At 73.6% G+C, this 23,495-nt stretch carries 21 protein-coding genes; 11 read left to right on the top strand and 10 right to left on the bottom strand.

All coding sequences use genetic code 11. From position 1 onward, the window contains the following. From ACJOT3_RS03500 to ACJOT3_RS03470, 7 genes are all read left to right on the top strand, one after another. Positions 1-939, top strand: coding sequence for an RNA polymerase sigma-70 factor (locus tag ACJOT3_RS03500; protein WP_406968675.1), 939 nt, complete (start codon positions 1-3; stop codon positions 937-939). A gap of 113 nt (positions 940-1,052) precedes the next feature. Then, a complete protein-coding gene (locus ACJOT3_RS03495; protein ID WP_406968673.1) occupies positions 1,053-1,808 on the top strand; it encodes an SDR family oxidoreductase in 756 nt (251 codons plus the stop codon). A gap of 345 nt (positions 1,809-2,153) precedes the next feature. Then, entirely contained in the window at positions 2,154-4,625 is a 2,472-nt protein-coding gene (locus tag ACJOT3_RS03490; RefSeq protein ID WP_406968671.1) for a helicase-associated domain-containing protein, read from the top strand. A 49-nt stretch (positions 4,626-4,674) separates the two neighbouring features. After that, positions 4,675-5,109, top strand: a complete 435-nt coding sequence (locus ACJOT3_RS03485) for a hypothetical protein (protein WP_406968669.1) — start codon at positions 4,675-4,677, stop codon at positions 5,107-5,109. Positions 5,110-5,278: 169 nt separating this feature from the next. After that, positions 5,279-5,749 (top strand): hypothetical protein, encoded by a 471-nt coding sequence (locus ACJOT3_RS03480; RefSeq protein WP_406968667.1) that lies wholly within the window; start codon positions 5,279-5,281, stop codon positions 5,747-5,749. A 40-nt stretch (positions 5,750-5,789) separates the two neighbouring features. Continuing rightward, complete coding sequence (locus ACJOT3_RS03475; RefSeq protein WP_406968665.1) at positions 5,790-6,233, top strand: hypothetical protein; 444 nt, start codon at positions 5,790-5,792, stop codon at positions 6,231-6,233. A gap of 66 nt (positions 6,234-6,299) precedes the next feature. Next, positions 6,300-7,946, top strand: coding sequence for a DNA repair helicase XPB (locus ACJOT3_RS03470; protein WP_406968663.1), 1,647 nt, complete (start codon positions 6,300-6,302; stop codon positions 7,944-7,946). Between the two features lie 34 nt (positions 7,947-7,980). Here the strand turns inward: ACJOT3_RS03470 and ACJOT3_RS03465 are convergent, their stop codons facing one another. Beyond that, a complete protein-coding gene (locus ACJOT3_RS03465) occupies positions 7,981-8,217 on the bottom strand; it encodes a hypothetical protein (protein ID WP_406968661.1) in 237 nt (78 codons plus the stop codon). 219 nt (positions 8,218-8,436) lie between these two features. Between ACJOT3_RS03465 and ACJOT3_RS03460 the strand changes: the two genes are divergently transcribed. Continuing rightward, on the top strand, positions 8,437-9,387 hold the full coding sequence (locus ACJOT3_RS03460; protein ID WP_406968659.1) for a R2-like ligand-binding oxidase: 951 nt from the start codon (positions 8,437-8,439) through the stop codon (positions 9,385-9,387). A 64-nt stretch (positions 9,388-9,451) separates the two neighbouring features. On the opposite strand, the gene ACJOT3_RS03455 is transcribed toward ACJOT3_RS03460, so the two are convergent. The 3 genes from ACJOT3_RS03455 to ACJOT3_RS03445 form a co-directional block, all read right to left on the bottom strand. Next, a complete protein-coding gene (locus ACJOT3_RS03455; protein WP_406968657.1) occupies positions 9,452-10,039 on the bottom strand; it encodes an LURP-one-related/scramblase family protein in 588 nt (195 codons plus the stop codon). A 72-nt stretch (positions 10,040-10,111) separates the two neighbouring features. Further along, a complete protein-coding gene (locus ACJOT3_RS03450) occupies positions 10,112-11,218 on the bottom strand; it encodes a zeta toxin family protein (RefSeq protein WP_406968655.1) in 1,107 nt (368 codons plus the stop codon). Positions 11,219-11,439: 221 nt separating this feature from the next. Continuing rightward, positions 11,440-12,783: a glycoside hydrolase family 6 protein gene (locus ACJOT3_RS03445; protein ID WP_406968653.1), complete on the bottom strand. Its 1,344-nt coding sequence runs from the start codon at positions 12,781-12,783 to the stop codon at positions 11,440-11,442. A 257-nt stretch (positions 12,784-13,040) separates the two neighbouring features. On the opposite strand from ACJOT3_RS03445, the gene ACJOT3_RS03440 reads away from it, so the two are divergent. The 3 genes from ACJOT3_RS03440 (at position 13,041) to ACJOT3_RS03430 (ending at position 17,008) form a co-directional block, all read left to right on the top strand. Continuing rightward, positions 13,041-13,460, top strand: coding sequence for an NUDIX hydrolase (locus ACJOT3_RS03440; protein WP_406968651.1), 420 nt, complete (start codon positions 13,041-13,043; stop codon positions 13,458-13,460). A gap of 63 nt (positions 13,461-13,523) precedes the next feature. Next, positions 13,524-15,242 carry an ABC transporter ATP-binding protein gene (locus ACJOT3_RS03435; RefSeq protein WP_406968649.1) on the top strand — a complete coding sequence of 573 codons (1,719 nt, stop codon included), beginning with the start codon at positions 13,524-13,526 and terminating at the stop codon, positions 15,240-15,242. A gap of 47 nt (positions 15,243-15,289) precedes the next feature. Further along, entirely contained in the window at positions 15,290-17,008 is a 1,719-nt protein-coding gene (locus ACJOT3_RS03430) for an ABC transporter ATP-binding protein (RefSeq protein WP_406968716.1), read from the top strand. A 10-nt stretch (positions 17,009-17,018) separates the two neighbouring features. Here the strand turns inward: ACJOT3_RS03430 and ACJOT3_RS03425 are convergent, their stop codons facing one another. The 6 genes from ACJOT3_RS03425 to ACJOT3_RS03400 all read right to left on the bottom strand — a co-directional run bounded on the left by ACJOT3_RS03425 (position 17,019) and on the right by ACJOT3_RS03400 (position 23,348). Next, positions 17,019-17,621, bottom strand: coding sequence for a Uma2 family endonuclease (locus ACJOT3_RS03425; RefSeq protein ID WP_406968647.1), 603 nt, complete (start codon positions 17,619-17,621; stop codon positions 17,019-17,021). Between the two features lie 204 nt (positions 17,622-17,825). Next, positions 17,826-19,454 carry a chaperonin GroEL gene (gene groL / locus ACJOT3_RS03420; protein ID WP_406968645.1) on the bottom strand — a complete coding sequence of 543 codons (1,629 nt, stop codon included), beginning with the start codon at positions 19,452-19,454 and terminating at the stop codon, positions 17,826-17,828. 389 nt (positions 19,455-19,843) lie between these two features. Next, positions 19,844-20,728 (bottom strand): ABC transporter permease, encoded by an 885-nt coding sequence (locus ACJOT3_RS03415; RefSeq protein ID WP_406968643.1) that lies wholly within the window; start codon positions 20,726-20,728, stop codon positions 19,844-19,846. After that, complete coding sequence (locus ACJOT3_RS03410) at positions 20,725-21,690, bottom strand: ATP-binding cassette domain-containing protein (RefSeq protein ID WP_406968641.1); 966 nt, start codon at positions 21,688-21,690, stop codon at positions 20,725-20,727. Before ACJOT3_RS03410 ends, ACJOT3_RS03415 begins: the two co-directional genes overlap by 4 nt. A 106-nt stretch (positions 21,691-21,796) precedes the next feature. After that, positions 21,797-22,399 (bottom strand): PadR family transcriptional regulator, encoded by a 603-nt coding sequence (locus ACJOT3_RS03405; protein WP_406968639.1) that lies wholly within the window; start codon positions 22,397-22,399, stop codon positions 21,797-21,799. Positions 22,400-22,865: 466 nt separating this feature from the next. After that, complete coding sequence (locus tag ACJOT3_RS03400) at positions 22,866-23,348, bottom strand: GNAT family N-acetyltransferase (RefSeq protein WP_406968637.1); 483 nt, start codon at positions 23,346-23,348, stop codon at positions 22,866-22,868. Positions 23,349-23,495: the final 147 nt, after the last annotated feature.

The following is a 23,495-nucleotide window of genomic DNA, read 5'->3' as shown; positions in this document are numbered from 1 at the left end:
ATGCCGTCGCAGGAGCCCGGACCCGGCGCCGACCCGGACGCCCCCGGACCGGATACCCCCGGACCCGACCTGGAGCGGGCCGAGGAGGTGTTCCGGGGCGTCCGGGGCCGCCTGTTCGGGATCGCCTACCGGGTCCTGGGGTCGGCCACCGAGGCCGAGGACGTGCTCCAGGAGGCCTGGATCCGCTGGCAGACCTACGACCGGTCGACCGTGCGCGAACCCGAGGCGTTCCTGGCCACGACCGTGACCCGGCTGGCGATCAACGTGGCGCGGTCGGCGCGGGCCCGGCACGAGTCCTATGTGGGGCCCTGGCTGCCGGAGCCGGTGGACACCGCCGCCGACCCGGCGCTGGGCGCCGAGCGCGGCGCGGTCCTGGAGATCGCCGTGCTCATGCTGCTGGAGCGGCTCACGCCCACCGAGCGCGCCGCCTACGTGCTGCGCGAGGCGTTCGACTACCCCTACGACCGGATCTCGGAGATCATCGGGCAGACCGCCGCCAACACCCGCCAGCTGGTGAGCCGGGCGCGGCGGCACGTGGCGCGGGAGCGCCGGGCCGGGGTCGAGGCGGCGCAGCAGAAGCGGCTGCTGACCGCGTTCGTGGACGCGGCCCGCAAGGGCGACCTGTCCGCGCTGGAGGAGCTGCTGGCCGACGACGTCGTCTCCTACTCCGACGGCGGGGGTGCCGTGCGCGCCTCGAAGTTCCCGGTGGTGGGGCGCGAGCGGGTCGCCAAGTACGTCCGCGCGTTCGCCGACCGCTTCTGGGAGGGCGTCGCGGTGGAGGAGGTGCGGGCCAACGGCGCGGCCGCGGTGCGCCTGTCCCGGGACGGGGAGGTCTTCGCGGTGGTCACCGTGGCCGCCTCCGAGGAGGGCATCGACCGGGTGCTGTGGCTGATGAACCCCGCCAAGCTCGGCGGTTTCGCCGCCTCCGCGGAGTCCTGAGGAGAAATCCCCCGAATCCGTTCCGCGGACCTGTCACAGGCGCGGGGGCCGCCCGGTCATAGCCGGTGAACGGTCGGCGCACAGGGCGCCGCCACCACCGGAAGGCGCGCATCATGACGAAGGTCGTCGTCATCGGCGGGACCGGGCTGATCGGTTCCGGGATCGTCGGGGAGCTCACCGCGCAGGGCCACGAGGCCGTCGCGGCCGCCCCGAACACGGGGGTGGACACCCTCACCGGCGAGGGGCTCGCGGAGGCGCTGGAGGGGGCATCGGTCCTCATCGACGTGTCCAACTCGCCGTCCTTCGAGGAGAGGGCGGTGATGGACTTCTTCACCACCTCGACCACCAACCTCCTGCGCGAGTCGGCGAAGGCGGGGGTGGAGCACTACGTCGCGCTGTCGATCGTGGGGACCGAGCGCTGGGAGTCCAACCCGTATTTCCGCGCCAAGATCGCCCAGGAGGCGCTGATCACCGGGTCGGACCTGCCGTACTCGATCGTGCACGCCACCCAGTTCTTCGAGTTCGCGCGCGCCATCGCCGACGAGGCCACGGTCGACGGCGTCGCGCGCGTGGCGGACACGGTGATGCGGCCGATCGCGGCCGCGGACGTCTCAGCCGCCGTGGCCGCGGTCGCGCTGGGCGCGCCGACCGGCGGCGTGACCGAGGTGGCCGGGCCCGAGGAGATCACCATGGAGGACCTGGTCCGGGCCCGCCTGGCGATCGACGACGACCCGCGCGAGGTCGTCGCGGGCAGGGAGAACCCGTACTTCGGCGCCGTCGTCGAGCCGGGCGCCCTGCTGCCCGGCGAGGGCGCGACCATCGCCACCACCCTCTACAAGGACTGGCTCGCCGCCCAGACCGCCCGGTGACGCCCTGAACCGGGGCGATGCGGTCACCCCCGCCGAGCGGGTGCGGGGGACAAGCGGGGCCGCCCTCGCCTCGCCGGGGCCCGGAACCTCTTCCGGGCCCCGGTTCCTCCCCCTTGCCGTCCCGGCGTTCCGGAGATTCGGGGCACCGGGACACTTCTCTCCCTTTCGGGACTCCCCCCTCGTCGCAGGTATCGCCCAGGGCGTGTCCCGTGGATGCCGCTCGTCGCGAGCAGGAGGGCTGCGCCGTAGGCGTCCGTTGAGGGTGGTGGCGGGCGACGGGCGGGCGTGCCAGGGCGTCGCGTAGCAGGGTGAGTATTCGCGGGACATGCCCTAGCGTTGGTGCTGATGACCGACAACGCACCTCCCGACCTGCGCGGACCCGACACGGAGACCGCCGGGCCGGGACGCCCCCCGACCTTCACCTCCTGGCTGCGCGAACGTTCCGACGAGGAGCTCGCCGCCCTGCTGTCCGTGCGGCCCGACCTGGGCCGCCCCGTCCCCGACGGCATCGGCGCCCTGGCCACCCGGGCCACCAACCGCAACACCGTCCTGCGGGCCCTGGAGGGGCTGGACGCCTTCACCCTCCAGGTCCTGGAGGCCGTCGTCGCCCTGGGCGACGACCGGATGTCCGAACCCGTGGGCGTCACCACCGCCGAGCTCACCGCCGCGCTGGCGCCGGGCGGGGACGACGGCGAGGACGCGGCCGGGCGGGAAGCCGTAGCGGCCGCCCTGGACGGCCTACAGCGCTCGGCGCTGGTCTGGCCCGACCGGGACCGGCTGCGCCCCGTCCAGGTGCTGCGCGACCTGCTGCCCGCCCCGGCCCGGCTGGGCCCGCCCGCCCGGGTGCTGCTGGCCGCGCTACCGCACGGCCGCCTCAAGCGGCTGGCCGGGGACCTGGCCCCCGGCGCCTCCGCGTCCGGCCCGGTCGAGGCGCTGGCCCGCCTGCTGTCCGACCCCGCCCGGCTCGACGCCCTGCTGGCCCGGGTCGGCGACCAGGCCCACCGCCTGCTGGACGGGATGGCCTGGGGTCCGCCGCACGGCACCGTCGCCGACGCCCGCCGCGACGTCGGGGTGGCCGACGCCGGGTCGCCGGTGGAGGAGCTGCTGGCCCGCGCCCTGCTGCTGCCCAGCGGCGACGACACGCTCACCCTGCCCCGGGAGGTGGGGGTGCGCCTGCGCTCGGGTGCGCTGTTCCGCGAGGTCGCGGCCGCTCCCCCGGGGTTCGCGGGCACCGCCCACGACGCCGACGGGGTGACCCGGTTCGCCGCCGGGCAGGCGTTCACGGTGCTGCGCGCCGTCGAGGAGCTGCTGGAGTCCTGGTCCGAGGAGCCCGGCGCGGTGCTGCGCAACGGCGGTCTGGGCGTGCGGGACCTGCGCCGGGCCGCCCGCACCATGGAGACCGACGACACCACCGCCGCGCTGCTCGTCGAGGTCGCCCACGCCGCCGGGCTGCTGGGCACCGACGACCGCGTCGAGGGCGAGTGGCTGCCCACCCGCGAGTACGACCTGTGGCGGGAGAGCCCGCCCGAGCGCCGCTGGCTGCGCCTGGCGCAGGCCTGGCTGGACACCGACCGGGTGCCCGCGCTGAGCGGTTCCCGCGACTCCGGCGGGCGGGTGCGCAACGTGCTCGGACCCGGGCTGGCCCGCCCGGCGGCCCCGCAGGCCCGCCGCGACGTGCTCGCCGAGCTGGCCACCGCCGAACCCGGGTTCTCCCCGGCCGCGGAGTCGCTGTCGGCCCGGCTCTCCTGGCGGCGGCCGCGGCGCCGCTCGCCCGTGTACACCGAGCTGGTGCAGACCGCGCTGACGGAGGCCGCCGCGCTCGGGTTCACCGGCCGGGGCGCCCTGGCCGGGTACCTGCGCCCGCTGCTGGAGGGCGACCCCGAGGCGGCCGCGGCGCAGCTCGCCGGGCACCTGCCCCGGCCCCTGGACCACGTTCTGGTGCAGGGCGACCTCACCGCCGTCGCCCCCGGACCGCTGGTCGCCGAGCTGGCCCGGGAGCTGGCGCTGATCGCGGACGTGGAGTCCACCGGCGGCGCCACCGTGTACCGGTTCACCGAGGACTCGGTGCGGCGGGGGCTGGACGCCGGGCGCGGCATCGCCGACATCCTCACCCTGCTGGAACGCCATTCGCGCACCCCGCTGCCGCAGGCGCTGCGGTACCTGGTGTCCGACGTGGGGCGGCGGCACGGGCGGCTGCGCGCCGGCTCGGCCTCCTCCTACCTGCGCTGCGACGAGCCCGCCCTGCTGGACGAGGTGATGGGCGACCGGCGCACCGAGATGCTGGGGCTGGTGCGGCTGGCGCCGACCGTGGTGGCCGCCGGGGTGAGCCGGGCGGCGCTGGTCGACGGGCTGCGCCGCCTGGGGCACCACCCCGTCGCCGAGGGCGGGGACGGGGCCATGCGGCTCTCCCGGCCCGAGGCGCGCCGCGCCGAACCCGTGGAGGTGCCGCCCGATCCGCCGTCCGTCGCCCCCACCGCCGAGCGGGTGCGCGAGACCGTGCGGGCGGTGCGCGCCGGCGACGCGGCCGCCACCGTGGCCCGCCGCAGCGTTCCGCTGCCCGAGGACGGGCCGCCCGGCTCCCGGGCGGGGGCGGTGCTGGAGGTGCTGTCCCGGGCCGCCGCGGACGGCCGGCGCCTGTGGATCGGCTACACCGACACCGACGGCCGCCAGGGCGGGCGGATCATCGGGCCCTCGTCGGTGGACGGCGGGTTCGTCACCGCCCACGACGAGACCCGGGGCGCGGTGCAGCGCTTCGCGATCCACCGGATCACCGCCGTGGCCGAGCTCGAAGAGGACGATCGGAGCGGCACGCCGTAGGGTGGGACCCGGTTGCCAGTCGGCCCTCGGACAAACGAGAGACACCCCCATGAGCAATGCGCCCCTGCCCCCCGGAGCCTCGTCCCCCCGTGAGCACGGCCGCGACGGCGACGGGCGCGACGGCGAGCGCGGCCGGGCGGCCGACACCTCCCCGGCGCGCGGGGAGGGGGCCGCGGCGGGTCCGGCCGCCCCGGTCTCCTCGGGCGCGGCCGACAGCTCCACGATGGCGCTGATCCTGCACGCGCTCACGCTGCTGTGCTGCGGCAACTGGATCTTCGGGGTCGCGGGCATCGTGTTCGCGATCCGGGCCGCCCACGCGCGCGACCGGGGGCGGCCCGGCCGGGCCGAGATGCTCACCCGGTACTCCTGGTACTGCCTGGGGGCGGCCGGGGTGATGCTGTTCGTCATGCTGGTGCTGACGTTCGTGGTGTTCACGCAGAGCGGGTCCTGGATCCAGGGCATCGTGCCGGTGACCAACTACTGAGCCGCGGAAGCCGGGGAGCCGCGGAGGTCCGGGGGCCGGGGAACCGCGGGAACGGCCCTCCGGGAACCCCGGCCGGGTCACCGGCGTCCCATCGGACAGGGGCGGGTACACCTGTGACCGTGGGGTCCGAGTGGTCATGAGGGCCGGGAGGCCGCGGGAGGGGGAGCACATGCCGGGGGGATCGGGGAGTCCCAGGGATTTCTGGGAACGGGAGCAGGGCGCCTCCCGGCGCTCGGTCGCTCCCGCGCCCGCGCGCACACCCGCGCGCGCCGCCGCCCCGGCCGGGCCCGCCGCACCCGCCGCGTACACACGCCCGTACGCCTATCCGCCCGCGGACCCGCCGCCGACCGGCCCGCCCCCGCGCGTGGGAGGCACGGTCGCCGCCCTGGTGGTGGCGGCGCTGACCCTGGTCCCGCCACTGCTCGGGGTGTACCTGGGTCTGTGGTTCCTGCTCCTGGGCAGTAACATCCCCGGGATCGCACTCGCCATCGTGGCGCTGACCAAGGTCCCCGACACGGACGAGGTCGAGCGGTACCTGCGGTACACCTGGGCCTGCAACCTGGCTTACGGGCTGCTGGGCGTACCCGTGATGATCATCGTCCTGTTCGCGTTCGTGATGGCCCTCGCGCTCGGCTACTGAGCCGGACCCGCCACCACACCCCCACCGAAGGAAAACCACCGTGACCCAGAGCCCGCACGACCCCTACGACCCGTACAAGGACGCGTCCGGCGGCTACGCGGCCCCCGGCAACGACCCCTACGGCCAGCCCTACACCCCTCCCGGCCCCACGCCCGGCTACGGCCCCACCCCCGGTTACGGCCCCACGCCCGGCTACGGTCCGGTGTCCCCGTACCCGATGCCGCAGGCCAAGCCCGAGTACGAGGGCCGGGCCATCACCGCGCTCGTCCTGTCCTGCGTCCAGCTGGTGCTGTGCTGCGGTGTCACCGCGGTCCCCGGCATCGTGTTCGGCGCCCTGGCCATGGCCGAGAAGCAGGACCTCGAACGCGGGGCGCGCCTGACCAGGAACGCCTGGCTCTCGGTGTGGATCAACTTCGGGGTGATCGGCCTCGCCATCGTGTCGTACATCGCGTTCATCGTGATCGCCATCGCCTCGTCGGCCTGACCCGGGCATGATCGGGGCCCGCGGTGCGTTGCACCTGGGGCCGCCCCTCCCGATGGAAGGTTCCGTGTGTCCTGCCTGATCGTCCAGTCCGACAAGACCCTCCTGCTGGAGGTCGACCACGAGCTCGCCGGCGAGTGCCGCCGCACCATCGCCCCCTTCGCGGAGCTGGAGCGGGCGCCCGAGCACGTGCACACCTACCGGATCACCCCGCTGGCGCTGTGGAACGCCCGCGCCGCGGGGCACGACGCCGAGCAGGTCGTTGACGCCCTGATCCGCTTCTCGAAGTTCCCCGTGCCGCACTCGCTGCTGGTGGACATCGCCGAGACGATGGACCGGTACGGGCGGCTGCGGCTGGAGGGCGACCCGGTGCACGGGCTGGTCCTGCGCTCCTCCGACCGGCCGGTGCTGGAGGAGGTCGTCCGCTCCAAGCGGGTCGCGGGCATGCTGGGCGATCGGCTGGGCGACGACTCCGTGGCGGTGCACCCCAGCGAACGCGGGAACCTCAAGCAGGCGCTGCTCAAGATCGGGTGGCCCGCCGAGGACGTGGCCGGGTACGTCGACGGCGAGGCCCACCGGATCGACCTGCTCCAGGACGGCTGGGAGCTGCGCGACTACCAGCGCGCCGCCGCCGAGGGCTTCCACGCGGGCGGTTCGGGCGTGGTGGTCCTGCCCTGCGGGGCGGGCAAGACCGTGGTGGGCGCCGCCGCGATGGCGATGACCGGGGCGACCACGCTCATCCTGGTCACCAACACCGTCTCGGTGCACCAGTGGAAGAGCGAGCTGCTCAAGCGGACCTCGCTCACCGAGGACGAGATCGGCGAGTACTCGGGCACCCGCAAGGAGATCCGGCCGGTCACCATCGCCACCTACCAGGTGATGGCGGCCAAGCGGAAGGGCGTGTACACGCACCTGGAGCTGTTCGACGCCCGCGACTGGGGCCTGGTGGTCTACGACGAGGTGCACCTGCTGCCCGCGCCGATCTTCCGGATGACCGCGAACCTCCAGGCCCGGCGGCGGCTGGGGCTGACCGCGACGCTGGTGCGCGAGGACGGCCGCGAGGGCGACGTGTTCTCGCTCATCGGCCCCAAGCGGTACGACGCGCCGTGGAAGGACATGGAGAACCAGGGCTGGATCGCCCCGGCGGACTGCGTCGAGGTGCGGGTGGACCTGTCGGAGTCCGAGCGGCTGGCGTACGCGACGGCCGAGCCGGAGGACCGCTACCGGTTCTGCGCGTCCTCCGAGGCCAAGACCGCGGTGGTGCGGGAGCTGGTGGAGCGGCACGCCGACGAGCAGGTGCTCGTGATCGGCTCCTACATCGACCAGCTGGACGAGCTGGGCGCGGCGCTGGACGCCCCGGTGATCAAGGGCGAGACCCGTACCAAGGAGCGGGAGCGGCTGTTCGACGCGTTCCGGTCCGGGGAGCTGCGGATCCTGGTGGTGTCCAAGGTCGCCAACTTCTCGATCGACCTGCCCGAGGCGGGGGTGGCGGTCCAGGTGTCGGGGTCGTTCGGCTCCCGGCAGGAGGAGGCGCAGCGGCTGGGCCGGGTGCTGCGGCCCAAGACCGACGGCCGGTCGGCCCGGTTCTACGCGGTGATCGCGCGCGACACCCTGGACCAGGACTACGCGGCGCACCGGCAGCGGTTCCTGGCCGAGCAGGGGTACGCCTACCGGATCACCGACGCCGCCGACATCCTGGCCGGCGGCGAGGTCTGAGGGGTGGGTCTCCGGGACCCGGGAGGTCCGGGGCTCAGAACGAGGGCAGCCCGCCGATGACGTAGGTCCCGGCGGCGATGACCCATGCGATGAGGGAGTAGCTGAGGGTCCGGGTGCGCAGCGCCCGGTCCTCGCGCACGCCCGGGGCGGCGAAGGCGGCGACCAGCAGGGCCAGGCCGAGCAGGGCGGGGATCGCGGAGGCCAGCGCGAAGAGCTGGGTCTGGGCGGCGCAGGCGGTGTAACCGGAGGTGCCGGGATCACCACAGAACACGTCGTACCCCGATCGGATCGTTCAGTGCGGACGGGACACCCCGACCGTACCGTTTCGGCGGAGGCCCCCGGTCGGCCCATGCCGACCGTAACCCCGGGTACGCGATTTTCGTGATCCAGGACACTTTCCCCCCTTTACACGAACCCGGATCGTGTCCAATCATGGGCGGGACGGCCACGCCCCCCGGCGCCCCTCCCGACCCCTCTCGGAGGTCCACCCATGTCCGACCGCACCGGCTTCCACTCCCTGCGCGGCGGCGGCCTGAACTGGGACTCGCTGCCCCTGAAGCTGTTCGTCAAGGGCAACGCGAAGTTCTGGGACCCGGCCGCCATCGACCTGTCCCGGGACGCCGAGGACTGGAAAACCATCGGCGAGGCCGCGCAGAAGCGCATCCTGCGGCTGTGCGCGTTCTTCGCCGCGGGCGAGGAGGCGGTCACCGAGGACCTCCAGCCGTTCCTGCGCGCGATGGCCGCCGAGGGGCGGCTGGGCGACGAGATGTACCTGACCCAGTTCGCGTTCGAGGAGGCCAAGCACGTCCAGGCGTTCCGGCTGTGGCTGGACGCCATCGGCGTGTACGACGACCTGCACGAGTACGTGGAGGAGAACCCGGGCTACCGGGCGCTGTTCTACGAGGAGCTGCCGTCCTCGCTGGAGGCGCTGCTGGACGACCCGAGCCCGCGCAACCAGGTGCGCGCCTCGGTCACCTACAACCACATCGTCGAGGGGTCGCTGGCGCTCACCGGGTACTACGCCTGGAACCACATCTGCACCGTGCGCGACATCTTCCCCGGGATGCGGCAGATCGTGCGCCGGATCGGCGACGACGAGCGCCGCCACATGGCGTGGGGCACGTTCACCTGCCGGCGGCACGTGGCCGCCGACGACGCCAACTGGGCGGTGGTGAGCGAGCGGCTGGAGGAGCTGCTGCCGCACGTGATGACCACCGTCGACCGGGGCGAGAAGGCCTCGGAGTCCACCCCCGAGAGCGCGCAGTACGAGCTGCCCCCGGGCGAGCTGCTGCGCTACGCCTCCGACCGGGCGCTGCGCCGGCTGGGCGCCATCGAGTCCGCCCGCGGCGTGCCGGTGGCGCAGATCGACCTGGACGCCTCCCCCGAACGCCTGGAGGAGGAGTTCGGCGAGGAGGACCGGGCGGCGATGGAACGCCTGTGAGGGCGGGGACCCGGCCCTCTGCCCGATGGGCCCCGGCTCGGCGGCCCCGGACGGCGGCTCCGGCTCAGCGGCCTTCGAGGAGCACCAGGTCGATGGCGATGGCCGAGGCGACCACCATGGTGCGCAGCGGCTCGGGCAGCGTCGGGTAGCGGTGGTGCAGGGCGTAGGAGTCGGCCGAGGTGAACAGCTCGCCCAGGTCGGGGACGCGCCGGTCCACCCGGGCCACCTCGTGCCCCCGGGTGTCGTTGATCCGGAAGTCGCGCGAGAGGAAGTCTCCCTCGATCGACCCCAGCGGCCGCTTCCACGGGTCCAGCAGGCCGAACTTGGCCTTGAAGAACGCGACGTCCTGCTCGATGCTGCCGACCGGCCGCCCGTCCGGCCACTGCACGGTGGTCGTGGCGGTCATCCACGACCACTGCTTCTCGATGACCAGGCGGGGGCCGCGCCCGTCGTGCACGACGACCCGGCGGTTGGAGGAGACCCCGTAGGACGCGGCGAAGTGGCGGGCGATCCGCTTGCCGGTGTCCAGCCCGTCCTCGCGCACGTGCGCGAGCTGCCGGCCGTGCCCGTCGAAGCAGTGGTACTCGGACTCGTCGACGAAGAAGCGTTTCGGCTGCCTCACCAGCAGGGGGTTCGCGGAGAAGAAGTCCATGCCGGAACTTTAGGGCGTACGCTCCGGTCCCGCCCCCGCCGGGCGGGACCGGAACCGGTCAATCCCCGGCCCCTACGGCGCCCCCTGAAACTCCGCGCTGTCCTCGGGGTGCCAGAGTTCGCGGCGGCCGCGCTGGGCCTCCAGTGCGATCCGCCCGAACGGCTCGGTCCGCCAGTCGCCGCCGTCGTCGTCCAGGTGGTCGGCGTACAGGACCTCGCCCTCGCGCGAGAGCACGTAGAGGGAGTCCACCAGCCGGTGGGTCTCCAGGAACTCGACGGTGTTGGGCACGCCCTGGTAGAAGCGGTCGTGCAGGTGCTCGGGCATCCAGCGGCCGAAACCCTGCTGCTCCCGGGAGAGGCGGTAGCGGTCCACGATCGCGAACCGGCTGGCGGAGGCGTGGACGGCCAGGAACGCGACCTCCACCCGGTAGCCCGCCTCGCGGAACCCCCGCACCCACTCGGCCGCCCAGTCGGCGCGCCCCAGCGGGTGGCTGCACACCACGTCCGTCCGGCCGGCGCGGATGTACTCCATGGCGGGGACGTGCAGCACCCCGACCTGCGCGGCGACCGCGTGCGAGGCGGCCCGGTCGTCGCGGCGCATCGCCCGCTCGTAGTCCGGGGACAGCCGCATCAGGTCGTCGCCGTCGTAGCTGACGGTGCCCTCGGGCAGGGCCGGCAGCAGCAGCCGCTGGAGGGTGGACTTGCCCGATCCGGGCTGGCCGCCGAAGAGCAGCAGCCGGGGGTGCTCGCGGGCCTTGCCGGTGAGCCGGTCGCGCAGCCCCAGGTCGAAGAGCTCGGCGGCGTCGGCGGCCGGGAGCGGGTCCACCGGTTCGCCGGTGTCCGGGACCGGTTCGGCGCGCAGCTCGGCCAGGGTCCGGGCGAGCTCGTCGCCCGCGCGCTCGACCTCGTCCGGGGTGAGGAAGGGCAGCCGGGCCTCCCGCGCCAGCAGGTCGGCGGCCCGGTCGCGCAGACCGCGGGCCGTGCAGGCGCCGATGGCGGCGCTGAACAGGTTGTAGGCCCGCTCCCGGGCCAGGCGCTGGCCCTCGGTCTGCGGGGGAACGGCCCCCGTGGGGCTCTCCGCGAGGAGGGGCCCGGCCGTGGAGGCCGACCGGGGTTCCGCCGCCGGGGCGGCCGCCCCGGGTTCGAACGCCCCGGGGGCCGGGGTCGTGTCCGTCGCCATGCCGTCACCCTTCCGGGGGCCGCGGTCGGCCCCGCAGTCGTTGACACAGGGTGATGGTAGTGCGTCCCGGCGGAGCCGGTGGGCGGTTTCGGCGGCCGGTACCGGACGCGGTGCGGCGCCTGTGGCACCCGCGACCCGTGCGCCTCGGGGGTCGCACGGGTCGCGGGCGCCTCAACCCCGCACGGGCCGGGCGGCGGGGGGTGTCCGCCCGGCCCGCGGGGTCAGGCCGCCGAGCAGGCCACCGCGGGCACCGTGTTGGTGCCCGTGTGGGAGCCGGTGAACCCGAACTCGGCGGTGGCGCCCTGCCCGAGGGCGCCGCCCCAGTCCGGGTTCAGCGCGGTGACCGCGCCCCCGGAGGAGGTCACCCGGGCGTTCCACGCCTGGGTGACGGTCTGCCCGTCGGCGAACTCCCACTCGACCCGCCAGCCGTTCACCGGCGTGTGCGCGGTGACGGTGACGGTCGCCTGGAACCCGCCGCCCCAGTCGTTGTCGACGCGGTAGGACGCGGTGCAGTCGCCGTCGGCGGGCGGCTGGGAGGGCTCGCCCGAGGGGACCTCGGTGGGCCCCTCGGTGGGCTCCTCCGGGGGGTTCCCGGAGGCGTTGACCGCCATCTCGTAGGCGAGGTCGGGGACGAACGACCCGGCGGGCCCGGCGCAGCCGTCGGCCTCGCCGGGCAGCTTGACCCACAGGAACGCGTCGACGGCCGGGTCCCCGGTGTTCGTGGTGCTCGGGGTGCCCAGCGCCCGGCCCGGCGGGTCGCACCACTCGCCGTCGGCGGCGGGCCCGTTGCCGTTGCGGCTGGTGTCGACCACCGCGCCCAGCCCCTGCACCCCGGTGGCGGCGATGACGGCCTTGGCGAAGGCGACCTCGTCGGCGCTGTGCCGGTAGTTGGAGGTGTTGGTGGAGACGCCGTCGGCGCTGTTGGCGATGTCGGCCCCGTTGAGCAGCTGGGCGGCCCGGGACGGGCTGAGCCAGGCCGAGTGGCCGATGTCGAAGTAGACGCGGGCCTGGGAGGACCCGGCCTTGAGCGCCTTGCCGGCGTAGGCCATGGAGTCCAGCAGCGCCTGGGTGTCCCCCGGCTCGGTGCACCCGCTGACCAGCGGCAGGGCGTCGGGTTCGACGATGATGGAGGCGGGTCGGCCGCCGAGCCCGGCGGCGACCTCGTCCACCCACTGGCGGTACGCCTCGTGGGAGGGCGCCCCGCCGCCGCTGTGGTTGCCGCAGTCGCGGCCGGGGATGTTGTAGACGACCATGATGGGCACCTGCCCGGCCGCGTCGGCGGCGGAGACCAGCGCGTCCACCTGGCCGCGGACGGTCGCGGGGTTGTGCTGGGTGAACCAGCTGCCCTGGGCGACCGAGGCGATGCGTTCCTCGATGACGGCGGCCCGGGGGTCGCCGGGGTTGGCGGCCGCCCAGCGGGCGGCGGAGGTGTCGGGGTTGACGTAGAAGCCGGTGTCGGCGGCGGCCGGGGTCACGGTGAGCGCGACCGCGGCGGCGGCCAGGATCGCCATGGATCCGGCGGCCGCGGCGCCCAGCGCCGCGCGCAAGCGGGATGTGCGGGACATGTGTGTTCCTTGGACGGCTCGTGCTTCGGATGGTCCCCACCACCTGGGAGCGCTCCCAGTCCGCCCGTAACGTAACCCGCACCCACCGTGCCCGCCCAGGGGGGCAACGGCGGTGTTTCCGAATGGTTACCTGGCCCTCCCGTCGCCCTCCACCGCCCTCCCGCCGAGAATCAGAAGGTCCTCAAGGGACGGCCTCCGGCCGCAGACCCCATCCCACTCCGCGCATGTCCCGTCCGGTCCCCTCTACCCTGGGACCCATGTCCGCCTCCACCACACCGCCCGCCGTCATCGACGCCCTGGCCTGGGTGCACGTCCGCGACGGCCGGGTCCTGTGCGTCCGCTCCCGCGGGCGCGACGTCCTCTACTCCCCCGGCGGCAAGCGCGAACCCGGGGAGACCGACGAGCAGACCGTCGCCCGCGAGGCCCGCGAGGAGGTCGGCGTCACCCTCGTCCCCGGCACCTTCCGCCTCGTCACCGTCGTCGACGAGGTCGCCCACGACCAGGCGCCCGGCACCCGGGTCCGGATGGCCTGCTACGCCGCCGACCACGAGGGCGAGCCGCGCCCCAGCGCCGAGGTGTCCGAGATCGCCTGGGTCGGCCACGCCGACCGGGACCGCTGCGCGCCCGCCACCCAGCGCCTGATCGAGCGGCTGCACGCCACCGGAGAGGTGCGCTGAACAGGGCTTTCGCCGCCGGAAAATGAGTGGCCCCGGGCACCCGCTCGCAATTACAGTCCGTGTGTGCGCGACCTTCCCCAGCCTCCGGGCGTTCCCGACCACCGCTCCGCCGACCGCTTCCTGCTCTGGATGGCACGCAAGGAGTGGCGCTCACTGCTGTGGGCGGGGACCCTCGCGAGCGGGTTCACCGCGAGCACCGTCCTGCTGTCCGCCGCCATCGGCGGGGCCCTGGACTCCGCGCTGGACACCCGCTCGGTACTGTCCTGGGCCGGGATCCTGACCGCGGTCATCACCGCCAGCGTCGTGTTCATCCCGCTGGTGCACCGGGCCGAGTGCTTCAACTGGTACGCCGCCGCCTACCGCACCGTGCAGGTGATCTGCTCGCGGTCGGCGGACCTGGGACCCACCCTGACCCGGCGGCTGCCCTCCGGCGAGGTCATCGCGGTGGGCACCGAGGACATCGAGCGGATCGGCGACTTCTGGGAGCGGTCCGCGATGTTCGTGGCCTCCCTGGCCGCCATGGTGGTCGTGGCCGTCCTCATGCTCACCTCGCACGTGACCTTCGGGCTCATCGTGCTCGTCGCCGTGCCGCTGATCATGCTCGGCATCGCCCCGGTGCTGCGCCCCCTGGCCCGGCGCCAGGAGCACCAGCGCACCCGCAAGGCCGAACTCACCACCCGGGCCTCCGACCTGGTCGCGGGTCTGCGCGTGCTGCGCGGCGTGGGCGGCGAGCGCACCGTCGGCGAGCGGTACCGCGAGGAGTCCCAGGAGGTGCGCGCCGCCGGGGTGCGGGTGGGCTGGATGGACGCCGCCCTCCAGGCGCTGCGCGAGCTGTACCCGGGGCTGCTGCTGGTCGGGATCGTCTGGTACGGCGCGCGCCTGGCCCTGAACGGGGAGATCAGCGTCGGGCAGCTGGTGGCGTTCTACGGGTTCACCACCAACCTGGCCATGGCGGTCCGCTACCTGATGGACAGCGTGTCCCGGTACATCTCCGCGCGGGTCGCCGCCGGCCGGGTGACCCGGGTGCTGTCCCTGGCCCACGACCACCCCGACCCCGAGACGCCCGCCGAGGCGCCGACCGGCCCCTGCGGACTGCACGACCCGGCCAGCGGGGTGCGCGTCCCGGCGGGGCTGCTCACCGCCGTGGTGTGCGCCGACCCCGCGGACGCCACCGGGATCTCCGCCCGGCTGGGCCGCTACGCCGAGGGCGGCCACCTGGTGGAGGAGGCCACCGGGCGCTCGGTCCCGCTGTCGGACCTGCCGCTGCGCGAGGTGCGCCGCCGCGTCCTGGTCGCAGCCAACGACGCCCACCTGTTCTCCGGGCCGTTGCGCGACGAACTGTCGCCCGACGGCGGCCTCTCCGAGGAGAGGCTGGCCGAGGTGGTGCGGGTCGCCGCCGCCGAGGACGTGGTCCGCCAGTCCCCGGACGGGTGGGACGCGCTGCTCACCGAACGCGGCCGCGAGTACTCCGGCGGCCAGCAGCAGCGGCTCCGGCTGGCCCGGGCGCTCGCCCACGACCCCGACGTCCTGGTGCTGGTGGAGCCCGCCTCTGCCGTGGACGCCCACTCCGAGGCCGCCATCGGAGCCCGGCTGGCGGCCGAGCGCTCCGGGCGCACCACGGTGCTGGTCACCACCAGCCCGCTGCTCCTGGACCGCACCGACCACGTGCGGTTCGTCCGCGAGGGCCGGGTGGTGGCCGAGGGCACCCACCACGACCTGCTGGCGTCCGAACCCGGATACGCCGCCACCGTTCTGCGCACCGTGCTGGAGGAACAGCCGTGACCGCCACCGACGAACGCCGGGGCCTGCTGCCGGTCGCCCCGTCCCCGATGGTGTGGGCCCGGCTGTCCGGCCTGCTGCGCGGCCACGGCGCGATCCTGGCCGCGGTGGTCGGCCTGTACGGGCTGGCGGCGCTGGCCGCGCTGGCGCCGCCGTGGATGCTGGGCCGGATCATCGACGCGGTGCGCGCCTCGGCCGATCCCGGGCGGATCGACACGATGGCGCTCATCGTGGTCGGCGCCCTGCTCTGCCACGCCGCGCTCACCCTCGTGTCGGTGGCGCTGTCCATCCGGTTCGGCGAGGCGGTCCTGGCCGAGCTGCGCGAGGGCTTCGTGCGGGCCGTGCTGCGCCTGCCGCTGGGCACCGTGGAGCGCGCGGGCAGCGGCGACCTGATGGCGCGCACCGGCCGCGACGTCGGCCACCTCAGCCACACCGTCCGCCACTCGATCCCGGTGATGGTGGTGAGCGGGGTGACGGTGGTCGTCATCTTCGGCGCGCTCACCGTGCTGCACCCGGTGCTGCTGCTCGCCTGGCTGCCCTCGGCCCTGGTCGTCTGGCTGTCCACCCGCTGGTACGCCCGCCGCGCCCCGGGCGGCTACCTGCGGGAGCTGGACGCCTACTCCGAACTCACCCAGGGGGTGACCGACACCGTCGAGGGCGCGCACACCCTGGAGGCCCTGGGCCGCCAGGACCGCCAGCGGCGGCGCACCGACGAGCGGGTCCGCCGCGCCTACCTGACCGAGCGGTACACGCTGTGGCTGCGCACCGTGTGGTACCCGACGCTGGAGTTCTCCTACGTGCTGCCCACCGCGGTGACCTTCGTGGTGGCGGCGTACCTGCACGCGCAGGGGGAGCTGACGGTCGGGCAGATCGCCACGGCGATGTTCCTGGCCACGCAGGTGGTGCGGCCGGTCGACCTGCTGCTGGACCAGGTGGACAGCCTGATGATGGGCTTCACGAGCCTGCGCCGCCTCATCGGCGTGGAACTGGTCGAGGACGCCGCCGAGGACGCCGCCCCCACCGCCCCGGGGACACCGGGCACCGTGGAGATCTCCGGGCTGCGCTTCGGCTACACCGACACCGAGGTCCTGCACGGGGTCGACCTGTCCCTGGCCCCGGGCGAGCGGCTGGCCGTGGTGGGCCCCAGCGGGGCGGGCAAGTCCACCCTGGGCAAGCTCATCGCGGGCATCCACACGCCCACCTCCGGAACCCTCCGGGTGGGCGGCCGGGACCTCACCGGCCTGGCCCCGCAGGCCCGCCGCGAGAAGGCGATCCTGCTCAGCCAGGAGAGCCACGTGTTCCGCGGGACCGTCGCCGAGAACCTGGCGCTGGCCCTGGACCGCGACGAGGTCGACCGCGACGCCCTGTGGCGGGCGCTGGCCGCCGTGGACGCCGACGACTGGGTGCGTTCCCTGCCCGACGGCCTGGACACCCGGGTGGGTTCGGGCCACCTGGCCCTGGACCCGGCCCACGTGCAGCAGCTGGCCCTGGCCCGCGTGGTACTCGCCGACCCCGAGGTGCTCGTCCTGGACGAGGCGACCTCGCTGATGGACCCGGGCTCGGCCCGCCACCTGGAACGCTCCCTGGCGGGCGTGCTCGCGGGCCGCACGGTGGTGGCGATCGCCCACCGCCTGCACACCGCCCACGACGCCGACCGCGTCGCGGTCGTCGAGGACGGCCGTGTCTCCGAGCTCGGCTCCCACGACGAGCTCCTGGCCGCCGGCGGCTCCTACGCCGCCCTCTGGCACGCCTGGCACGGCGACTCCTGACCCACTGGGATCAGATGGTCCCTCCGTCAGGTGTGGGGAACAGGGAGGTATCGAGTTCGATCCCGAGGGGCTCGGGAAGTTCGATGGTCTCGCCGAAGCGCACGCTGGTCGCCTGGTGGTACATGCCGTTACCAGGCTGTCCGTAGAGCGTCACCGAGGGCCCGCCATCGGCCCAGGCGTCGATGAGCAGGTAGAGCGGCACGGGTGCGTGGGCGTAACCCCACAGCTTCTGTTTGCGATCGGTGCCGGTACTGCTCTTGGAGACGATCTCCACCACGAGTTCGGCCTCATCCGCAGGGCAGGGGGTCCGACTCGGGTCGCGCATGACCTTGTCCGGCATGACGACCAGGTCGGGCACGAACAGGCGCTCGACGACCGGGATCTGGATACCCAAAGTCTGTAGGACATGCTGATCATCGGGAATGGCACGCACGAGTGCGCGGTGCACCAGGGACGCGATGAGGTTGTGCGGATCGGAAGGGGGGGCCACCAGTACGACTCCATTGCCGTCGAGGATCTCGGCCCGCCAACCGTCGGGCACGTCCAGCTCTCGCCAGGTGCCGAGAAGGTAGTCCCATCGCGACGTCTCCGTCTCCGGAGCGATCTCCGTCATAGCCAGACTCATCTCGTGTTGCACCTCCGGACAGGAGCGTAACGCTCCGTGCACCCGCCCGCCCGACACTTCGCAGAATAACCTCCGGACTCCTCCCGGCGCAGGACCCCGGGGCGGCCCGGGAAAAGCGAAACCGGGCGGCCCCGAGGGGCCGCCCGGTCGTCGCGGGCTGAGGTCGCGTATCCGACCTCGAACTCGGCGGACCTAGAAGTCCATGCCGCCCATGCCACCGGTCGGGTCGGCCGCGGGGGCCGCCTTCTCCGGCTTCTCGGCGATGACGGCCTCGGTGGTCAGGAACAGACCGGCGATGGAGGCCGCGTTCTGCAGAGCGGAACGGGTGACCTTGGTCGGGTCGATGACGCCGTCCTTGAACAGGTCGGTGTACTCACCGGTGGCGGCGTTCAGGCCGAACCCGGGCTCCAGGTTGCGGACCTTGTCCGCCACGACGCCGCCCTCAAGGCCGGCGTTCACGGCGATCTGCTTCAGCGGCTCGGCGATGGCGCGGCGAACGATGTCGGCACCGATGGCCTCGTCGCCCTCCAGCTCCAGCTTCGCGAACGCGGGGACGCTGGCCTGCAGCAGCGCCACACCACCGCCGGGGAGGATGCCCTCCTCGACCGCGGCCTTGGCGTTGCGGACGGCGTCCTCGATGCGGTGCTTGCGCTCCTTGAGCTCCACCTCGGTGGCGGCACCGGCCTTGATGACCGCGACGCCGCCGGCCAGGCGGGCGAGGCGCTCCTGGAGCTTCTCGCGGTCGTAGTCGGAGTCGGTGCGCTCGATCTCGTTGCGGATCTCGTTGACGCGACCGGCGATGGCGGTGGCGTCGCCGGCACCGTCGACGATGGTGGTCTCGTCCTTGGTGACGACGATCTTGCGGGCACGGCCGAGCATGTCGAGCTCGGTGTTCTCCAGCTTGAGGCCGACCTCCTCGGTGATGACCTGGCCGCCGGTCAGCACGGCGATGTCGCCGAGCTGGGCCTTGCGGCGGTCACCGAAGCCCGGGGCCTTGACGGCGACGGACTTGAAGGTGCCGCGGATCTTGTTGACCACGAGGGTCTGGAGGGCGCCCTGCTCGACGTCCTCGGCGATAACGACCAGCGGACGGCCGGCCTGGAGCACCTTCTCCACGATGGGGAGGAACTCGTTGTTGTTGGAGATCTTGGAGTTGGCGATGAGGATGTACGGGTCCTCAAGGACCGTCTCCATGCGCTCCAGGTCGGTGGCGAAGTAGGGCGAGATGTAGCCCTTGTCGAAGCGCATGCCCTCGGCGAGCTCCAGCTCCAGCCCGAAGGTCTGCCCCTCCTCGACCGTGATGACGCCTTCCTTGCCGACCTTGTCCATCGCCTCGGCGATGGTCTGGCCGATCTGGGTGTCACCGGCGGAGATGGAGGCGGTGGAGGCGATCTGCTCCTTGGTCTCGATCTCCTTGGAGAGGTTGCCGAGCTCCTCGCTGATGCGGGCGACGGCGGCCTCGATGCCCCGCTTGAGGCTGATCGGGTTGGCGCCGGCGGCGACGTTGCGCAGGCCCTCGCGCACGAGCGCCTGGGCCAGGACGGTGGCGGTGGTGGTGCCGTCACCCGCGACGTCGTCGGTCTTCTTGGCGACCTCCTTGACGAGCTCGGCCCCGATCTTCTCCCACGGGTCCTCGAGCTCGATCTCCTTGGCGATGGAGACACCATCGTTGGTGATGGTGGGGGCGCCCCACTTCTTCTCCAGGACGACGTTGCGGCCCTTGGGGCCGAGCGTCACCTTGACGGCGTCAGCGAGCTGGTTCATGCCGCGCTCAAGGCCGCGACGGGCCTCCTCGTCGAACGCGATCAGTTTGGCTGCCATTGAGTTCTTGTCCTCCCGTGACCGGGCTGATACGCGATGGGACGAGGCGTGCGCCCGCGACGGACGACCGCGGGCCCACCGGCGACCCTGTTGCCGGCGGCCACGGTCTCGCAGCCTCGATCCGGTTTAGCACTCAGCCGGGGCGAGTGCTAACCAGATCCCTTTTTAGCACTCGGCATGGGAGAGTGCAAACGATGCGGTCACGATTCCACCACCTCTTCGACACGCGTTCACCTGCGCAAACCTCCCATCTGGCGGGATTTTCCGCTTCCGGCGGACGAGAGCCGACAGGCCTGGGGCACGGGTGACAGAGGTGGACAGGGGTGGCGGGTGTGCCGCGCGGTCCGGGGTGAGCGGGTGCCGCATGGCCAGGGAGGCGAGCGGCGGGGTCAGGCCGAGATCCGGCGCATCGCCCGCGACCCCAGCCCCAGGACCAGCAGGGTGGTCGCCAGGGCCACCGCCCAGCCGATGCCCACGGTCGCCGTCCACTCGCCCGCGAACAGCGCCCGCTCGGCGTCCACCACGTAGGCGATGGGGTTGGCCCGGGACAGCGCGTACAGCCAGCCCGGCGCCAGGTCCATCGGCAGCAACACCCCCGACAGCAGCATCAGCGGCATCACGGCGGTCTGCACGATGGGCGCGAACACGTAGGTCTGCCGGACCTTGAGGGCGACCAGGTACGACAGCGACGACAACCCGATCCCCAGCACGACGAGCAGCAGCAGGCCCACGACGAAGCCGAGCAGCGGGACGCGGAACCCGAACGGCGCGACCAGCACAACGATGAGCACCATCTGCATCGCCATGACGGCGACGTCGCGCAGCACCCGGCCCAGCAGCAGCGCCACCCGGCTGGCCGGGGTGGCCATCAGGCGTTCGTGCGCCCCCGAGGAGATCTCCGGCAGCAGCCCGAACCCGGCGAACCCGGCGGTGAACAGGCCGAGCATGACCAGCAGCCCCGGCACGAACCACTGCCAGGGGTTCTGCCCCTGCGCCCCGGCCAGGCCGGTGAGCAGCGGCGCGAACAGCACCAGGTACAGGACCGGCTGGAGCATGCCGAACAGCAGGAAGACCGGGCGGTGCAGCAGCGGCCGGAACTGGCGGACGAAGACGAGCCAGGTGTCCCGGAGCAGGGACGACGGCCGCGCGGCGGCGCCGATCGTGGTGGGGCCGGTGGCCGTGGTGGTGGCGGCGGTGCCGGTGCCGGTGCCGGTGGTGCCAGGGGTACCAGGGGCGCCAGGGGCACCGGTGGTGTCGTCGGGTTCGGTGGTCACGGGTTCTCCTCCCGCAGGCTGCGGCCGGTGAGGGTCAGGAAGACGTCGTCGAGGGTGGGGCGCTGCACCCGCACCGTGGTCAGGGCGACCCCGGAGGCGTCCAGGGAGCGCAGCAGCTCGGGCAGGGCGGCGTCGCCGCGTTCGACCCGCAGCCGCACCTGCGCCTCGCGGCCGGGGACGACCTCGACCTCGGTGGCGGTGGGCAGCTTTCCGGCGATCGCGGCGCCGGTGGCCGCGACCTCCCCGTCGGCGACGGTGAAGGTGACGAGGTCGCCGGAGACCCCGCCCTTGAGCTCGTCGGCGGTGCCGTCGGCGATGACCCGGCCGTGGTCGATGACCAGGACCCGCTCCGCCGCCTCGTCGGCCTCGTCGAGGTAGTGGGTGGTGAGGACGATGGTGGTGCCGTACTCCTCGCGCAGGCGGGTGATGTGCTCCCACAGGTTGGCGCGGCTGTGCGGGTCCAGGCCGGTGGACGGCTCGTCCAGGAACAGCAGCGGCGGCCGGTGGATGAGCCCCATGGCGATGTCGAGGCGGCGCCGCTGCCCGCCGGACAGCTTGGTGACGTCCCGGTTGGTCGCCCCCGACAGCTCCAGCATGTCGAGCAGCTCGGCGGTGCGCGCCTTGGCGGTCGCCCGGTCCAGCCCGTAGAGCAGGCCCTGGGTGTAGAGCTCCTCCCCGGCGCGCTGGTCCTCGCCGGCGCCGTGCCCCTGGCCCACGAACCCGATGCGGCGGCGCACCTCGGCGGGTTCGGCGCGCACGTCGCGCCCGGCGACGACGGCGGTGCCGGAGGTGGGTTCGAGCAGGGTGGTGAGCATCCGCAGGGTGGTGGACTTCCCGGCGCCGTTGGGCCCGAGCAGGGCGACGAGCTCGCCTTCGGCGATGTCGATGTCGATGCCCCGGACCGCCTCGACGGTCTCCTTGCCGACGCGGAAGTGCTTGGTGAGATCCCGTGTACGGATCATCCGCGACTCCTTATTCAAAGTTGAACACGGCCGAGTCTGCCCCACCGCGGCGGCATATTCAAGTTTTAATACGCGGGCGCACGGGCGCCCGGCCCGCGGCGCGGCGCTACCCCCGCGACTGCTCCACGGGCGGCAGCCCGAAGGCCCGCGGGCTGTCGTCGGCCATGGTGTAGTGCCCCTCCTCCAGCTCGCGGATGAGCCCGCGGGTCCACTCGATGCCCGCCCCCACGGTCAGCCGCCACAGGTTGAACAGCGGCCGCACGTGCTCGGGTTTGTCCCATTCGGCGGTGCTGAGCCGGGCCGCGTCGAGCACCTCGGCCGAGTCCCGCTCCAGCACGGTGAGGCGTTCCGCGAGCAGCTCGATCACCTCCTCACGCGGCAGCGAGGTCATCAGCGTGATCCCGGCGCACAGCAGCGCGTGGTCGTCGCCGGTGTGGGAGAGCGCCTTGCGCAGCAGCCGGTGCAGCTCGGCCTCGCCGTCCCCGGTGATCTCGTAGGAGACCCGCTCCACCACGTCGTCGCCCTCGGCGGTGACCTCCCGCAGCCTGCCCTCGGCGGTGAGCTTGCGCAGCGCGTGGTAGATGGACCCCCACTTGACGTTGGCCCACTCCGAGGCGCCCCAGTCCATCAGCTCGCGGCCGACCCGATACCCGTGGGCGCGCCCCGACATGCGCACCACACCCAGCACCAACAACCGTGTCGCCGACATCGCCGCCTCATCCGGAGCTCCCCGGGGGCGGTCCCCGGTGGGCCTCCAGATTACGGCGCCGTACACGGGCCCCCTGGTCTCGCCGACCCCACCGGCCGCGCAGACCCCTCAGACCTCGCCGGGCTTGCCAGTCCCACCGGCTGCACAAGAAGCCCGGGCCCCGCCAGTCCCACCGGCCGCACGGGACCCATCAGCCGTACAGGCTTCACAGGCCCCACCGGTCTCGCCAGCCCCGCGAACCTTACGGGCCGCACGGGACCCGCGGACCTCACAGGACCCTCGGGCCTCACCGGGCCCACCGACCGCACGGGACCCGTGAGCCTCGCCGATCCCACCGGCCGTGCAAACCCCTCAGGAGCCATCAGCCGTACAAGCTTCACAGACCCCATCGGTCTCGCCAGCCCCGCGAACCTTACGGGCCGCACGGGACCTGCGAACCTCAGCGGCCCCTCAGGACCCGCAGGTGTCACAGGGCCTGGAAGTAGCGGGAGATCGGCAGCTCCGTGAGGCCCGCCTTCTCGTAGGTGCGCCGGGCCGCGGCGTGCCCCTCGTCCCCGCCGGTCTCGATGACGGCCATGCCCATGCCCTGGGCGCGGATCCAGTCCACCGCGTGTCGGGTGAGCGCCTCCCCCGCCCCGGCCCGCTGGTGGTCGGGGTGCACGGCCAGCAGGGTGACCTCGCCGGTGTCGTCCTTGGGCCGGATCACCACGGCGTAGAACCCGGCGACCGCGCCGCCCCGGACGGCCACCCGCACGGTGGTGTCCGGGTCGTCGAGGGCGCCGCCGACCTCCGTGCGCTGGCTGTCCCGCCAGTCGGGGATCATCCGGTCGTAGATGCGCCCGCCGAGCACCCGCCGCAGCGAGGCGTGCACCGGCTCCCAGGCGCGCAGCGACAGCTCTAGCACCGCCTCGCGGTCACCGCTCCGGAAGTCCCTGATCTCGATACCCATACCGGCACCGTACTCAGCCCGGAGGCCGCCGGACAAAGGGTTTGTGCCCTGGCCCGACCCTGGAAAAGCCCTGATCCGCCCCTGGGGACGAGGGCGGCCCCGCGTCCTGGGGGACGCGGGGCCGGGGAGCCGCCGGGCCTCGCGAGC

Source organism: Nocardiopsis protaetiae (assembly GCF_045446735.1).
GTDB lineage: Bacteria > Actinomycetota > Actinomycetes > Streptosporangiales > Streptosporangiaceae > Nocardiopsis > Nocardiopsis protaetiae.
Note: the sequence above shows the minus strand (reverse complement) of the source record. Positions and strands in the feature narration are given on the sequence as shown.